This window comes from Metabacillus schmidteae, assembly GCF_903166545.1.
In the GTDB taxonomy this organism is placed as follows: domain Bacteria; phylum Bacillota; class Bacilli; order Bacillales; family Bacillaceae; genus Metabacillus; species Metabacillus schmidteae.
This window is the reverse complement of record NZ_CAESCH010000001.1, coordinates 4064148-4078799: the sequence shown is the minus strand read 5'-3', so window position 1 is coordinate 4078799 and position 14652 is coordinate 4064148. Positions and strand designations below refer to the sequence as shown.

The following is a 14652-nucleotide window of genomic DNA, read 5'->3' as shown; positions in this document are numbered from 1 at the left end:
GAGAGGATTTTACTTTTATGGAGATGAGCTTAAGTAGAATTAATGAAGTAACTATTATTCTTTATGCAGTATGTGTACTTTTATATTTTATAGATTTCTTAAATAACAACCGGAAGGCGAAACAAGCTGCCTTCTGGTTGCTTTCTATTGTTTGGCTATTACAAACAATTTTTTTATTTGTGCGCATGTTTGAAACAGGTAGGTTTCCGGTATTAAATGTTTTTGAAGGACTGTATTTCTATACATGGGTACTCGTAACTTTATCTGTCGTGTTAAATCGAGTCTTAAAAGCTGAATTTATCATATTTTTCACCAACGTGATCGGGTTTATGATGATGGCAATACATACCTTTGCTCCATCACAATATGAATCAGCTGCTGTTTCAAGTCAGCTTGTATCCGAATTACTGCTGATTCACATTACGATGGCGATTTTATCTTATGGAGCATTTTCCTTGTCCTTTGTTTTTTCTGTTCTTTATACCATTCAATATAATTTATTAAAGAAGAAAAAATGGGGTAAGCGTCTTCTTAGAATTGAAGATTTGTCAAAACTTGATCATATGTCCTATGTATTAAATGTCATTGGAGTACCAATGCTGTTACTAAGTCTTATACTTGGGAGCATTTGGGCTTATATTAAAGTTCAAAACTTCCATTGGTATGATGCAAAGGTACTTGGTTCATTTATGGTCATTCTTACATATGGAATCTATTTGTATATGCGAATTGTAAAGGAATTGCAAGGTAAGTCTGTTGCCTTTCTTAATATAGCATCTTTTCTAGTGTTATTAATAAACTTTTTCTTGTTTGGCAGTTTATCGAGATTCCATTTTTGGGATTCTTGACATCGTTTTTTAACAGTTAAAAAAGTATCAATTTTGTATTTAGTTTGGTGTCCAGCTCCAGCGCCTCTCCCTAGGCTGATCAAGGCGCTTGCGCAATTCAATGTAGGAGGCAATTATGCGAAAAATTGTAGTAGGTTCTAGACGTAGTAAATTAGCATTAACTCAAACAAATTGGGTAATTGATCAATTAAAATCATTTGGATTACCATTTGAATTTGAAATTAAAGAAATCGTTACAAAAGGTGACAAAATCTTAGATGTTACGCTATCAAAGGTCGGAGGAAAAGGGCTGTTTGTAAAAGAAATTGAACAAGCTATGTTAGACGGGGATATTGATATGGCTGTTCATAGTATGAAAGATATGCCGGGAATTCTTCCTGATGGTCTAACAATTGGATGTGTTCCAGACCGTGAAGATCATAGAGATGCGCTTATTTCAAAAGATCATAAAAAACTTTCTGATTTACCAAGCGGAGCGGTTGTTGGGACTAGTAGCTTGAGAAGAAGTGCGCAACTATTAATTGAACGCCCTGATTTGGAAATTAAATGGATTAGAGGGAATATTGATACAAGACTTGAAAAGCTAAAATCTGAGGACTATGATGCGATTATTTTAGCTGCTGCTGGTCTATCAAGAATGGGCTGGAGTAAAGAGGTTGTTACCGAATTTTTAGAGCCGGAGATTTGTTTACCGGCAGTTGGACAAGGTGCATTAGCGATAGAATGTCGGGAGGATGACCATGAGCTATTAGAATTATTAGCAAAGTTCACTGATCACTCAACACGACTAGCGGTGACAGCAGAAAGGACCTTCTTAACGAAAATGGAAGGTGGCTGTCAGGTTCCAATCGCAGGATTTGCCACTGTAAACGATCATAAAGAAATAACCTTTACCGGGTTAATTGCCTCACCAGATGGTAAAGAGGTGTATAAAGAACAGGTCTCAGGTACGGACCCTAAAGAAATTGGTGGAAAAGTTGCAGAGCTTCTAACAAGTCAGGGAGCAAAAGCCTTGATTGATCGAGTAAAAGAGGAGCTTGATCAATAATGCCTGATCATCTTCCTTTGCAAGGAAAGAGAGTGTTGATTACTAGAGCTAAAGCTCAAGTGGAAGAGTTTATTCAAAAGATTGAGGAAAATGGTGGAGTTCCTATATCTACTCCACTAATTGAAATAAGAAGTAATGATTCAAATGAAGAAAATATAAAACAAACAATATTTCGTATGAAAGAGTTTGATTGTATTGTTTTTACGAGTGTAAATGGTGTTACATTTTTTAAAGAGTACCTTGTTCAGTGGAATATACCATACACTGAATTACAACATTTGATTGCTGCCTCTGTTGGAAGAAAAACGAGTAAGCAAATGGAGAAACTGCATTTAACCGTTTCCGTTATTCCAGAGGAATTTGTTGCTGAAAAGCTGGCTGAAAAAATGAAGGAAAAGCTAAAGCGTGATGCAAAAATCCTTGTTATACGTGGTAACCTTGCAAGACCGATATTAATAGAACAATTAACTTCACACGGCTTTGATGTAAAAGACTTAGTTGTTTATGAAACAATACATAATCATTCAGAAGCAAGCAAACTTACGTCATATATTGAACGTAATGAAGTAGACTTTATTACTTTTACTAGCTCTTCAACGGTTGACAGCTTTATGAAGGTGCTTTATCAAAGAGAATTGCTTGAAAATCTTAAAAAAGTTACCTTTATATGCATTGGTCCAATTACGAATAATACGTTAATGGAGTATGGATTCACTGGAATAATGCCTGATTCATATACAATCGATGATATGTTAAAAGTAATGATTGAAGTTGTAAAAAATAAGGAGGGTATTCGATGAATATTCAATTTACTAGACATAGAAGATTACGTGGCAGCGATAATTTAAGGGCAATGGTAAGAGAAACACATCTTCGTACAGAAGACTTTATTTACCCAATTTTTGTTGTAGAAGGGGAAAAAAAGAAAAATGAAGTGTCTTCAATGCCGGGTGTGTATCACTTATCATTGGATCTTCTAAATCAAGAAATTGAAGAAATTGTTTCGCTGGGCATTAAATCAATTATTTTGTTCGGGGTTCCTGACGAGAAAGATGAAGTAGGAACTCAAGCTTATCATGATCAAGGAATTGTTCAGAGAGCAACAAGACAAGTGAAAGAACTATTTCCGGATTTAGTTGTCGTCGCTGATACATGTTTATGTCAATATACAGATCACGGACATTGCGGTATCATTGAAAATGGACAAGTTTTAAATGATCCAACACTGGATTTGCTTGCTAGAACTGCGATTAGTCAAGCGAAAGCAGGAGCGGACATTATTGCTCCTTCAAATATGATGGACGGCTTTGTAGCTGCAATTAGACATGGATTAGATGAAGCAGGCTTTGAGCATATTCCGATTATGTCTTACGCAGTTAAGTATGCTAGTGCATTTTACGGACCATTCCGAGATGCAGCACATAGTTCACCTCAGTTTGGTGATCGTAAAACCTATCAAATGGACCCGGCAAACCGCGATGAGGCATTGAGAGAGGCACAGTCTGATCTTGAAGAAGGTGCAGATTTCTTAATTGTAAAGCCTGCTCTATCGTATCTTGATATCGTCCGAGATGTGAAAAATCACTTTAATGTACCTGTTGTCGCTTATAATGTAAGTGGAGAATATTCGATGATTAAAGCGGCTTCTCAAAATGGATGGGTAGATGAAAAAGCAATTGTTACAGAGATGCTCGTCGGAATGAAGCGTGCAGGTGTAGACTTAATTATTACATACTTTGCAAAAGACGTTGCTCGCTGGCTTAAGGAAGAAAATTAAATATCCTTTAACTCGAAAAAATGAAGGGGGAAACGTTCAATGAATGGTTATCAATATAGTGAATCAGCATTTAAAGAAGCTCAGAACTTAATGCCTGGTGGAGTAAATAGTCCTGTTAGAGCATTTAAATCAGTTGGCATGAATCCGATTTTCATGGAACGTGGAAAAGGATCGAAAATATATGATATTGATGGAAATGAATATATAGACTATGTATTATCATGGGGGCCTCTTATTCATGGTCATTCCAATGATACAGTGGTAGAGGCAATCAAAAAGGTTGTTGAATCAGGTACAAGCTTCGGCGCACCAACGCTAATTGAAAATGAGCTCGCAAAGCTTGTCATTGATCGTGTACCTTCAATTGAGATTGTACGAATGGTTAGCTCTGGAACTGAAGCTACGATGAGTGCACTACGTTTAGCGAGAGGGTATACCGGCCGCAACAAAATTGTGAAATTCGAAGGATGTTACCATGGACATGGTGATTCTTTATTAATTAAAGCAGGCTCAGGAGTCGCGACTTTAGGTTTACCAGATAGCCCAGGTGTGCCAGAGGGAATTGCTAAAAACACTATAACAGTTCCTTATAACGATTTAGAAAGTATTCGATATGCTTTTGAGCAATTTGGAGAAGATATTGCAGGTGTTATTGTGGAACCGGTAGCTGGTAATATGGGTGTAGTGCCTCCTCAACCAGGATTTCTTGAGGGACTACGTTCAATAACAGAACAATATGGTTCATTATTGATTTTTGACGAAGTTATGACAGGCTTCCGTGTTGACTATGGCTGTGCACAAGATTTTTATGGTGTGACTCCGGACTTAACATGCTTAGGTAAAGTTATTGGTGGAGGTCTTCCTGTTGGTGCTTATGGTGGAAAAGCAGAGATTATGCAGCAAATTGCTCCTAGTGGTCCAATTTACCAAGCTGGGACATTATCAGGAAATCCATTAGCGATGACAGCAGGTTATGAAACATTAAAACAACTAACAAGAGAATCTTACATAGAATTTCAACGAAAAGCAGATAAACTGGAAGACGGTTTGTCGAATGCTGCGAAAGAATATGAAATACCTCATACAATTAACCGTGCCGGGTCTATGGTTGGCTTTTTCTTTACAAATGAGGATGTAATAAATTACGAAAAAGCAAAAACATCAAACCTGGAATTTTTTGCGAAGTATTATCGAGCAATGGCTAATGAAGGAATATTCCTTCCTCCATCACAATTTGAAGGCTTGTTCCTATCTACAGCTCATACAGATGAAGATTTGGACCGCACAATTGAAGCAGCTAGAAAAGCATTTTCTTTATTAAAATAAAAGAAGCAAAGATCCATCACGAATGTGGTGGATCTTTTTTGTACAAAAATAAATCATATTTTCCTTTATTCAGACATACATCTGTAATGTCATAGTTATTTTACTAGGCTATTTGAAAGGAGGAATTATTTTGTCACAGGAACAGCAACTACGTTTTTCTGTAGAAGAATCTGTTTGGTTTCAAAAAGGACAGGAAGTATCTGAACTTTTATCTATTTCTTTAGATCCCGATATTTCAATTCATGAACATGACCAGTACATTTCAATTCGTGGTGCATTACAGCTGACAGGTGAATACAAAATAGATCAAGATGGTAGTGAAGGTGATTCCTTTGAATATGCAAATGTACGGTATGTCAATGAGGTTGAAACAAGAGAGGATGGCATTAGTGAATTGAGCCACCGCTTTCCGGTAGATATTACAATACCGAGGAATCGAATTTCCCAATTAGATGAAGTATATGTATCGATCGAATCTTTTGATTATGAACTTCCTGAAATTAAATGTTTGAAATTAATAGCAGATTTATCAATCAGTGGGATTGCAGATAGTGAAACTGTGCAAACTGAAGAATCTGTTGAAGCAACTAGAGAAGAAGATCTTGAACCACTTTTCAGAGAAAGTAAGGATGAATCAGAAATAAATGCTGTAGAGACAATTGTTGAAGCTGAAAGAACGGCAGTATCTCCTTTTTCGTCATTTTATGATGTAAATGAATCAGATGATTCTGACGTGGACAAATTGTCACCAACATCGATTACCATTCAAGATGAGGTAAACGAAGCACGTGAGGAAGAAAATACAGAAGAAATTATTTCACCTGAACTTACATCTGATGTAGAAGAACAGGAAGAACCTGAACAGCAAGAAGTACTTAATGAATCAAATCAAGAACAAGAGCTAGAAATAGAACAAGAACAAGAAAAAGAACAAGAAGACCTTTATGATCCATTTACTGTAGAAGTAAGAAAAGAAGAACAAAACATAGAGCAACAAGAAGTTCAATATTCCTTCTTTTCAAAACCAGACGTTAAGTCTGAGGAAGTTGTAGAGATGAAAGAAGCGGATGCGAGAGACGAAGAGGATCATAAAGGTCAAAAAAATGCCCACTATTTAACCAGCTTGTTCGCAAGAGACGAAGAAGAAGATTTTTCACGTGTAAAAATGTGCATCGTTCAACAAGGGGATACACTTAATTCAATTAGTGAAAGATACGAAATCTCAGTTCAACAAATTGTTCGTGTAAATGAATTTCAAGCTGATCAAGATGTTTATGAAGGCCAAATTCTTTATATACCAGCCTACTCAACTAGTAAATAAGAAGATATGACCTGAGTTTGATGCATTAAAAAACAGCATGGGGGCTACCTGATCCTCAGCTGTTTTTTTCAGTAGGTAAGAAAGTATAAATTATGTACTTAGTTTTTGTGTCCAGCTCCAGCGCTTAGCCCCTCGAGGTCATAAGACGATTTGAGGTGAATAAAACTGTGCCATTGCAATTAAGTGAAATTCGTCCATTGTTGCGTGATTACAATCTATATCCTGAATATACTGAAGATCTGAGTAAAAAAGCGATAAAGGTCTATACAGATACAGGCCCGTTTGTATTAAAAAAACTTACAAAAGGATTTAATCCTTATTTTGTAGATTCATTAAGAATGTTAAAGGACCATAAATATTCTCAACATGTACCATTAGTGAGTAATAGCCAGCAGCAACTTTTATCGTATTATAATGGTGAATATTACTATTTGATGCCTTGGTTATCAAATGAACAAGAAGAGGAACGGGATGCCAGACATCAATACCTATTTAAAGAAGTAGCCAATCTTCATAAAAAAACAGAAAAGAAGCTGGACATCAATGAGCAGGATGTAAAAAGCCATTATGATGTAATGATAAAACGGTGGGATGAGACGAAAGCCATGTATGAAGCATTTGTCGAGCAATGTGAACAAAAGATTTATCTTTCTCCTTTTGAATTACAAGCTGTCACATACTACACTGAAGTATCACGTGCTATTGATTTTTCTAAGAGAAAACTTGAAGAATGGTCAAATCTAATGGATGAAAAAAAGACAACTAGAGTTGTCTTGAATCATGGGAAAATTTCCGCACGTCACTTTCTTTATGATGATGATGGAAACGGATATTTAACGAATTTTGAGCGTTCAAAATATGCTTCACCAATCGATGACTTTCTGCTGTTTATGAATAGAACGGCAAACACTTATCCTATTCAAAGTGATGATTGTATTAATTGGTTTTATACGTATCAAAAGGCATACCCTTATAACTCTGAAGAAATGAGCCTGTTTTTAAGTTATTTAGCTTATCCGGATCGATTATGTCAATTAATAAAAAATTATAATAAAAATAATAAACAGCATTCTGAGTTGGATCAAAACAGACACCTAGTAAAGGCGTACTGGCAATTTAAAAATATCGAATACTTTGTGATGAAAGTATCTGAAATTGAAGAGAAAAAGAAAATGGAAGCAGAGGCCCAAGCATAGTACTTTTTTAAAAAGGGAGAGGAAGATTTGTTCCTGTCCCTTAAATATTTTTAAATCCAATCATACCTTAAAGCAATAGCCAATCCAATTAATATCCCTAACAGGAGAACATCAAATGTTGTAGGAAAAAACACAGTACGTATACCTTGGAATATCGTTAGCGGAATAATAATTTGAATACCAACCTCTCGAATTTGTCTAACCCATGGTGGTAGAGAATATGGATTATAACGCTTTTTCATTTCATAACCCCTCCTTAAACACTCTTTTAGAAAAAAACTTCACCTTTTTTAAAAGTACTCATAAAATATGTTCAACAAAGAGTTTTTCGTACAAATCGTCCACTAATGTAAGGTATGCAAAAAAATGTGATAAGTGCCTGTATGAATGTTATGAAAAATGGTGAAAATATTGACGGTAAAATGAATTATTTAGTAATATAAGATAGATGAAAAGAAACAACTACATATTTAGTAAACGTTGATTGGGAAGAGTACATCGTTATCACTTTACAGAGAGAGAAATCACTTGCTGGAAGATTTCTTAAGATGATACTTTGGAAGGTCGCCCAGGAGTTACTTCCTTGAAAGAATAGTAGAAGAGGTCGGTGAAAACCGTTATCATATTGAGTGTATAGATTTGATTTATGCTTTTTTGCAGAATCAGTCTATAAAAAAAGGTGGTACCGCGAAATTTTCTCCTTTCGTCCTTTTATGGATGAAGGGAGTTTTTTATTTTTACTATCAGATAATCCAAGGAGAATATATGTGAGTAGGAGGAAACAGAATGGAAAATAATGAACAACAGCTGTCATTACCAACGAAATATGATCCGAATGCGATCGAGAAAAATCGTTATTCCTTTTGGTTAGAAGGAAAATACTTTGAGGCTACAGGTGATGAAACGAAACAACCTTATACAATTGTTATTCCGCCGCCAAATGTAACAGGTAAGCTTCACTTAGGTCATGCTTGGGATACAACATTACAAGATATCTTAACTCGTATGAAAAGAATGCAAGGCTTTGATGTTTTATGGCTTCCGGGAATGGACCATGCAGGTATCGCGACACAAGCAAAGGTAGAGGCGAAGCTGCGTGAAGAAGGTAAATCACGCTATGATCTAGGACGTGAAAAATTCGTTGAAGAAACTTGGAAATGGAAAGAAGAATACGCTGGTCATATTCGTGAGCAATGGTCGAAAATCGGGTTAGGTTTAGATTATTCACGTGAACGATTTACCCTTGATGAAGGATTATCTAAAGCCGTTCGTGAAGTATTCGTTACGCTTTACAACAAAGGACTTATTTATCGCGGTGAGTACATCATTAACTGGGATCCGCAAACAAAAACAGCTCTTTCAGATATTGAAGTTATCTATAAAGATGTTCAAGGTGCTTTTTATCATATGAGCTATCCACTTGCTGATGGTTCTGGTTCAATCGAAGTAGCAACAACTCGTCCAGAAACAATGCTTGGAGATACGGCTGTCGCGGTTCATCCTGAAGATGAGCGTTATAAACACTTAATCGGTAAAAATGTCATCTTACCAATTGTTGGACGTGAGATTCCGATTGTTGGAGATGATTATGTAGATATGGAGTTCGGTTCAGGTGCTGTTAAAATAACACCTGCTCATGATCCGAATGACTTCGAACTTGGAAACCGCCATAATCTTGAGCGAATTCTTGTTATGAACGAAGACGGAACAATGAATTCAAATGCAGGAATTTATAATGGCTTAGATCGCTTTGAATGCAGAAAGAAAATTGTGAAGGATCTACAAGAACAAGGTGTATTATTTAAAATTGAAGAACATATGCACTCTGTTGGTCACAGTGAGAGAAGCGGTGCTGTAGTAGAACCATATCTTTCAACTCAATGGTTTGTTAAAATGCAGCCGCTGGCAGATGAAGCGATCAAACTTCAGGAAGAAGATGATAAAGTAAATTTTGTTCCTGATCGATTTGAGAAAACGTATTTACGTTGGATGGAAAACATTCGTGACTGGTGTATTTCCCGTCAACTTTGGTGGGGACATCGAATTCCTGCTTGGTATCATAAAGAAACAGGGGAAGTATATGTAAATCAAGAACCGCCGGCAGATATTGAAAATTGGACACAGGATAATGATGTTCTAGATACTTGGTTCAGTTCTGCATTATGGCCATTTTCAACAATGGGCTGGCCGGATACAGAATCAGCAGACTTCAAACGCTATTATCCAACAGATGCTCTTGTTACAGGCTATGACATTATCTTTTTCTGGGTATCTCGTATGATCTTCCAAGGACTTGAATTCACAGGAAAACGTCCATTTAAGGATGTTTTAATACATGGACTTGTACGTGATGAGCAAGGACGTAAAATGAGTAAGTCATTAGGTAACGGTGTAGATCCGATGGAAGTTATTGATCAATATGGAGCAGATTCATTACGTTACTTCCTATCAACAGGAAGTTCACCTGGTCAAGATTTACGTTTCAGCTATGAAAAAGTGGAATCTACTTGGAACTTTGCAAACAAAATCTGGAATGCATCCCGCTTTGCTCTCATGAATATGGATGGTCTTACATTTGAAGAAATTGACTTATCAGGTGAAAAATCTGTTGCTGATAAATGGATTTTAACCCGTTTAAATGAAACCATTGAAAATGTGACAAAACTGGCTGATAAATATGAGTTTGGTGAAGTAGGAAGATTACTTTACAACTTCATTTGGGATGATTTCTGTGATTGGTACATTGAAATGGCGAAGCTGCCATTATATGGTGAGGATGAAGCAGCGAAGAAAACAACTCGTTCAATTCTGGCTTATGTGTTAGACAACACAATGAGATTATTACATCCATTCATGCCATTTATTACAGAAGAAATCTGGCAGTCACTGCCACATCAAGGTGAATCTATTACAGTTGCGGCGTGGCCAACAGTTAATGAACAATTAACAGATCATGAAGCGGCAGCAGAAATGAAACTATTAGTAGAAGTCATTCGTGCCGTTCGTAACATTCGTTCTGAGGTAAATACGCCAATGAGCAAACAGATTCCAATGCAAATTAAGGCAAAAGATCAAGATGTGTTAACTCAACTTGAAAATAATCGTGCTTATATTGAGAAATTCTGTAACACAAGCTCATTAACGATTGTAACGGATGTAACATCGAACGAAAAATCCATGACAGCTGTTGTGACAGGCGCTGAAATCATCCTGCCAATTGAAGGCTTGATCAATATCGAAGAAGAAATTAAGCGTCTTGAAAAAGAACGCGAAAAACTTGATAAAGAAGTTGAACGCGTTCAAAAGAAACTTGGAAACGAAGGCTTCTTAAAGAAAGCACCTGAAAAGGTTATTGAGGAAGAGAAAGCAAAAGAAAAAGATTATTTGGAAAAACGAGACATCGTTTTAGCTCGGATCCAAGAACTAAGAGGATAAAAGCTAAGTGTAGATTGAAATAAAAGTGTGACTCGGGTGGTGCTGTTATTAGTTCCCCCGAGTTTTTACATGGTTCTAAAGGAGGGAATGAATGGTGTTTACAAAGTATGAAGATTCAATAAACTGGATACATGACCGTTTAAAATTTGGAGTGAAACCAGGTCTCAAAAGAATGGAATGGCTCTTAAACGAGTTGGGTCATCCCGAAAATAATATCCCAACCATTCATGTAGCAGGAACAAATGGAAAAGGCTCTACAATTTCTTATATGCTGCACATGCTCATGGAAGCAGATTACAACGTGGGAACGTTTACTTCACCATATATCGAAACGTTTAATGAACGTATAAGTATAAATGGTCAGCCAATAACAGATGATGAGATGTTACAACTTGTAAATGAAGTAAAACCATATGTTGAGAAAATTGAAGAAACAGACCTTGGCTCACCTACTGAATTTGAAATCATTACAACCATGATGTTCTTGTACTTTGGTAAAGTGAATAAACCTGACTTTTTATTGCTTGAAACAGGTCTCGGCGGTAGATTGGATTCGACAAACATCATTGATCCTATTATATCTGTCATCACAAACATAGGGTATGATCACATGAATATACTCGGTAACACGATTACCGAAATTACCCGTGAGAAAGCAGGCATTATTAAAAAGGGAAAACCAATCTTCACAGCAGCAGAAAAAGAAGAAGCACTCGACGTACTGGCACAAACAGCAAAAGAGAGGGAGGCTCCTTGTTATTCACTTGGAACAGATATAAGTATTAAGAACCTCTCAACCTGGGAACAAGGTGAAATGTTTACAATTCAAACGAAACACAATACATATGAAGATGTTAAAATTAAGATGAGAGGAAATCACCAAATCAAAAATGCAGCACTTGCAATTTCCGTTATTGATTATTTAATGGATCAAGGAGTAGTCAAAATTACCATTGATCAAGTGTTAGTTGGAATAAAAAAATCAATATGGAAGGGCCGCTTTGAGCTCATCCAGGAAAATCCGGTTGTAATCGTTGACGGCGCTCACAATGATGAGGGAATTGAAAGCTTAATTGATACAGCTAACAGGCATTATTCACATTCAAGAATTCATATCTTATTCAGTGCGTTAAGTGATAAAAATTACAAAAAAATGATAGAGCGATTAAGTACTGTAGCAACGTCTATGCATTTTACGACGTTTGAGTTTCCGAGAGCCGCCAAAGCTGAAGATTTATTTTCTGCATGTGATTTGGAAGACAAATCTTTTTCGGAGTCTTGGCAAGAACTATTGGATGAGTTAGTTTTTTCATATAAAAATGAAAAGAGCGATATAATCATTGTAACAGGCTCACTCTATTTCATTTCCACCATAAGAAATTACCTACTTAGCAATAAGTCTACAGAGATTAATAAATAATAGTGCTTAACAAAGATTTAATTAGTTACATATTGTTCAAATTCACAAACAGGCGAAAGAATGGAAAAGAAGTACAAGTTTACCTTGATTTCTTAACATCTTTCGCCATTATTTTTTTTATAACAGGAAATATTTCCTGTGCAATAATTGTCTGATCATGTAGCGTTATGTAAAATTTATATGAATCTATTATATTTCATCTTCCCATTTGGTATAATTGGACTATCTTTCTTCTGATAGATAGTCCAAGGATTGAGTATATTGTCGTGGGAGGTTTTTTTATTTATGTTTAATAGGATATTTGCCATAATACTGGGTATATTTTTGCTCATTCCATCTTTCTTACCTGTTAATAAAGTACTAGCTGTGGATGGCCTCTCGATTAATGCGACAGTCGGTGGACAGCAATCTTTGGAAATAGGTGATGATGGGAAAGTTACGACGACAGTTATGTTTGATTTGATTCCGGAGGGAACAGCATCATCTAATAGACGTAAACCTATGGATGTTGTGATTGTTTTTGACAAGTCCGGGTCAATGGCAGACGATGTTAGTAGATATAAAACAAAACTTGAGCTTGCACAAGAAGCGGTTCAAGAAGGTGTGGATATTTTCTTTGAAAATAAGAATAAGGGCTTTGATGATCGATATGGTTTAGTAGCTTTTGATAGTGGAGTTAACCATGTTTATACATTAAATGGTCTTCACTCGAATCCTAATGTTGTTGCCAATAAAACTAAACAAGCTCCAGCTTTAGGTGGAACTAATTATACTGATGCATTACGTGAAGCAGCGAATATGTTGTTAAATGCAAAGGATAAGGGTAAATTCAGTGGTGAGCGCGATCAATACATTATCTTCATGACCGATGGAAAACCAACTAACTCTTCAAAGTATGAAAATGTAAAAGGTAACTACTATCCACAACTAATACAACATGAAATTTATGAAAGAATACATGGCTATGGCTCATACAGAGAAAAGCTTTTAAGTGGAAAATTTACTCTTTATGATAATGATTATTATATCATTTCTGATAATTATAAATATATCAAAGGTGAGTATCTATTGCACTTCGATTCTAATTCAGAACAAAACAATATCATTATTGAACATGAAACAGGTCCATATCTATTAGATCGCTATAAATCTACTGTACCTGAATCCATTAAAGAGCATGGTCGAGAACAGGCAAGAATATTGGCTGAGAATGATATTACCTTATTATCAATTGGTTTCGGCAATCAAAATCAACTCGATATGAATTATTTAACAGAGTTATCAGCTATGTCAAATGGAAAGGCAGAACGAGCGACTCCAGATAATATTGTAGAAATTTTCGAAGACATCTCTTCGAGTATTTCTGATGAATATAGCTCGTTATCTAATGGCTTTTTAAAATTTGAGCTTCCAAAAGGGGTTACGGTTCAACAAAATGATCAAATTGCCATTACTGATAATGAAGTGATTATGAACTTAAAAGATATTAAATATAATCCAACTCCACCAAAAGCCGGAGATGCTTCACTTCATTATGAACTGCCATTAACGTTTTTAACACCTGGTGAATTTGAATTTAAATTTGATGTTCTATATAATTCGGGGGATGTTGCGAAAAGAGATATTCCATATAAAATAGTGGTAATCAATCCTTTGAAGCAAATAAATTTCACCCAGGAAACAAAAACGATTAAAGTCGGGGAAGAATTTAAAGTAAAAGACTATTTATCATTTTTCCCAAATGATGCTACAAATCAATTAATTAGAGAAGTTGTTAATAAGGGATTTCAATCGCCAATTAGTATTTATCAAAAAGATGGTGAATGGTATGTGAAAGGAAGAGAAGGAGGAAATACGTCTATTGAAGCAATTGCGGATGAAAAGTATCCTTCAATTTCAGATACGATGAAAATCATTGTGGAAAGTCCATTGGAACAAATACAATTTAACCAGGAAACGAAATCTATAAAAGTCGGGGAAGTATTTAAGGTTAAAGATTACTTGTCATTCTTTCCAAGCAGTGCAACAAATCAATCAATTAAAGAAGTTATTAATCAGGGATCCAAATCCCCGATCGGTATCTATAAAAAAGATGGTGACTGGTATGTGGAAGGTAGGGAAATAGGTATTACCGATATTGAAGCAATTGCCGATGAAAAATACCCTTCCATATCAGACAGGCTGAGAGTTATCGTTACAAAAAATTCCAATCTAGAAAACAAAGATGATTTCAAATGGTAAAGAAAAAAGGCAGATTCGTTTGTGAATCTGCCTTTTTATT

At 35.8% G+C, this 14652-nt stretch carries 11 protein-coding genes and 1 other annotated feature; of the genes, 10 read left to right on the top strand and 1 reads right to left on the bottom strand.

What is annotated here, in order from left to right:
- The first annotated feature begins 17 nt into the window (after positions 1–17).
- The 7 genes from HWV59_RS20030 to ysxE all read left to right on the top strand — a co-directional run bounded on the left by HWV59_RS20030 (position 18) and on the right by ysxE (position 7516).
- Complete coding sequence (locus HWV59_RS20030; RefSeq protein WP_102230778.1) at positions 18–848, top strand: cytochrome C assembly family protein; 831 nt, start codon at positions 18–20, stop codon at positions 846–848.
- 115 nt (positions 849–963) lie between these two features.
- Positions 964–1896 (top strand): hydroxymethylbilane synthase, encoded by a 933-nt coding sequence (gene hemC, locus HWV59_RS20025; protein ID WP_175639855.1) that lies wholly within the window; start codon positions 964–966, stop codon positions 1894–1896.
- The gene (locus HWV59_RS20020; RefSeq protein WP_175639854.1) at positions 1896–2696 is read left to right on the top strand and encodes a uroporphyrinogen-III synthase; all 801 of its coding nucleotides are present in this window, start codon (positions 1896–1898) and stop codon (positions 2694–2696) included. Before hemC ends, HWV59_RS20020 begins: the two co-directional genes overlap by 1 nt.
- Complete coding sequence (gene hemB, locus HWV59_RS20015; protein WP_175639853.1) at positions 2693–3673, top strand: porphobilinogen synthase; 981 nt, start codon at positions 2693–2695, stop codon at positions 3671–3673. Before HWV59_RS20020 ends, hemB begins: the two co-directional genes overlap by 4 nt.
- Positions 3674–3712: 39 nt before the next feature.
- Positions 3713–4999 (top strand): glutamate-1-semialdehyde 2,1-aminomutase, encoded by a 1287-nt coding sequence (gene hemL / locus HWV59_RS20010; RefSeq protein ID WP_175639852.1) that lies wholly within the window; start codon positions 3713–3715, stop codon positions 4997–4999.
- Between the two features lie 130 nt (positions 5000–5129).
- Positions 5130–6320 (top strand): stage VI sporulation protein D, encoded by a 1191-nt coding sequence (spoVID, locus tag HWV59_RS20005; protein ID WP_175639851.1) that lies wholly within the window; start codon positions 5130–5132, stop codon positions 6318–6320.
- Positions 6321–6487: 167 nt separating this feature from the next.
- Entirely contained in the window at positions 6488–7516 is a 1029-nt protein-coding gene (ysxE, locus tag HWV59_RS20000; RefSeq protein WP_175639850.1) for a spore coat protein YsxE, read from the top strand.
- Positions 7517–7566: 50 nt separating this feature from the next.
- On the opposite strand, the gene HWV59_RS19995 is transcribed toward ysxE, so the two are convergent.
- Positions 7567–7758 (bottom strand): hypothetical protein, encoded by a 192-nt coding sequence (locus HWV59_RS19995; RefSeq protein ID WP_026558584.1) that lies wholly within the window; start codon positions 7756–7758, stop codon positions 7567–7569.
- Between the two features lie 229 nt (positions 7759–7987).
- Positions 7988–8230, top strand: a binding site (T-box leader).
- Positions 8231–8302: 72 nt separating this feature from the next.
- On the opposite strand from HWV59_RS19995, the gene HWV59_RS19990 reads away from it, so the two are divergent.
- From HWV59_RS19990 to HWV59_RS19980, 3 genes are all read left to right on the top strand, one after another.
- On the top strand, positions 8303–10951 hold the full coding sequence (locus HWV59_RS19990) for a valine--tRNA ligase (RefSeq protein WP_102230785.1): 2649 nt from the start codon (positions 8303–8305) through the stop codon (positions 10949–10951).
- 91 nt (positions 10952–11042) lie between these two features.
- On the top strand, positions 11043–12371 hold the full coding sequence (locus HWV59_RS19985) for a bifunctional folylpolyglutamate synthase/dihydrofolate synthase (RefSeq protein ID WP_175639849.1): 1329 nt from the start codon (positions 11043–11045) through the stop codon (positions 12369–12371).
- 285 nt (positions 12372–12656) lie between these two features.
- Positions 12657–14612: a vWA domain-containing protein gene (locus HWV59_RS19980; RefSeq protein ID WP_175639848.1), complete on the top strand. Its 1956-nt coding sequence runs from the start codon at positions 12657–12659 to the stop codon at positions 14610–14612.
- The last annotated feature ends 40 nt before the right edge of the window (positions 14613–14652 follow it).

Excerpts from the sequence above, each read along its gene's own strand:
- HWV59_RS19990 (WP_102230785.1), top strand. The coding sequence starts at position 8,303 with ATGGAAAATAATGAACAACAGCTGTCATTACCAACGAAATATGATCCG.
- hemB (WP_175639853.1), top strand. The coding sequence starts at position 2,693 with ATGAATATTCAATTTACTAGACATAGAAGATTACGTGGCAGCGATAAT.
- HWV59_RS19995 (WP_026558584.1), bottom strand. The coding sequence starts at position 7,758 with ATGAAAAAGCGTTATAATCCATATTCTCTACCACCATGGGTTAGACAA.
- HWV59_RS20030 (WP_102230778.1), top strand. The coding sequence starts at position 18 with ATGGAGATGAGCTTAAGTAGAATTAATGAAGTAACTATTATTCTTTAT.
- hemL (WP_175639852.1), top strand. The coding sequence starts at position 3,713 with ATGAATGGTTATCAATATAGTGAATCAGCATTTAAAGAAGCTCAGAAC.
- HWV59_RS19985 (WP_175639849.1), top strand. The coding sequence starts at position 11,043 with ATGGTGTTTACAAAGTATGAAGATTCAATAAACTGGATACATGACCGT.
- HWV59_RS20020 (WP_175639854.1), top strand. The coding sequence starts at position 1,896 with ATGCCTGATCATCTTCCTTTGCAAGGAAAGAGAGTGTTGATTACTAGA.
- hemC (WP_175639855.1), top strand. The coding sequence starts at position 964 with ATGCGAAAAATTGTAGTAGGTTCTAGACGTAGTAAATTAGCATTAACT.
- HWV59_RS19980 (WP_175639848.1), top strand. The coding sequence starts at position 12,657 with ATGTTTAATAGGATATTTGCCATAATACTGGGTATATTTTTGCTCATT.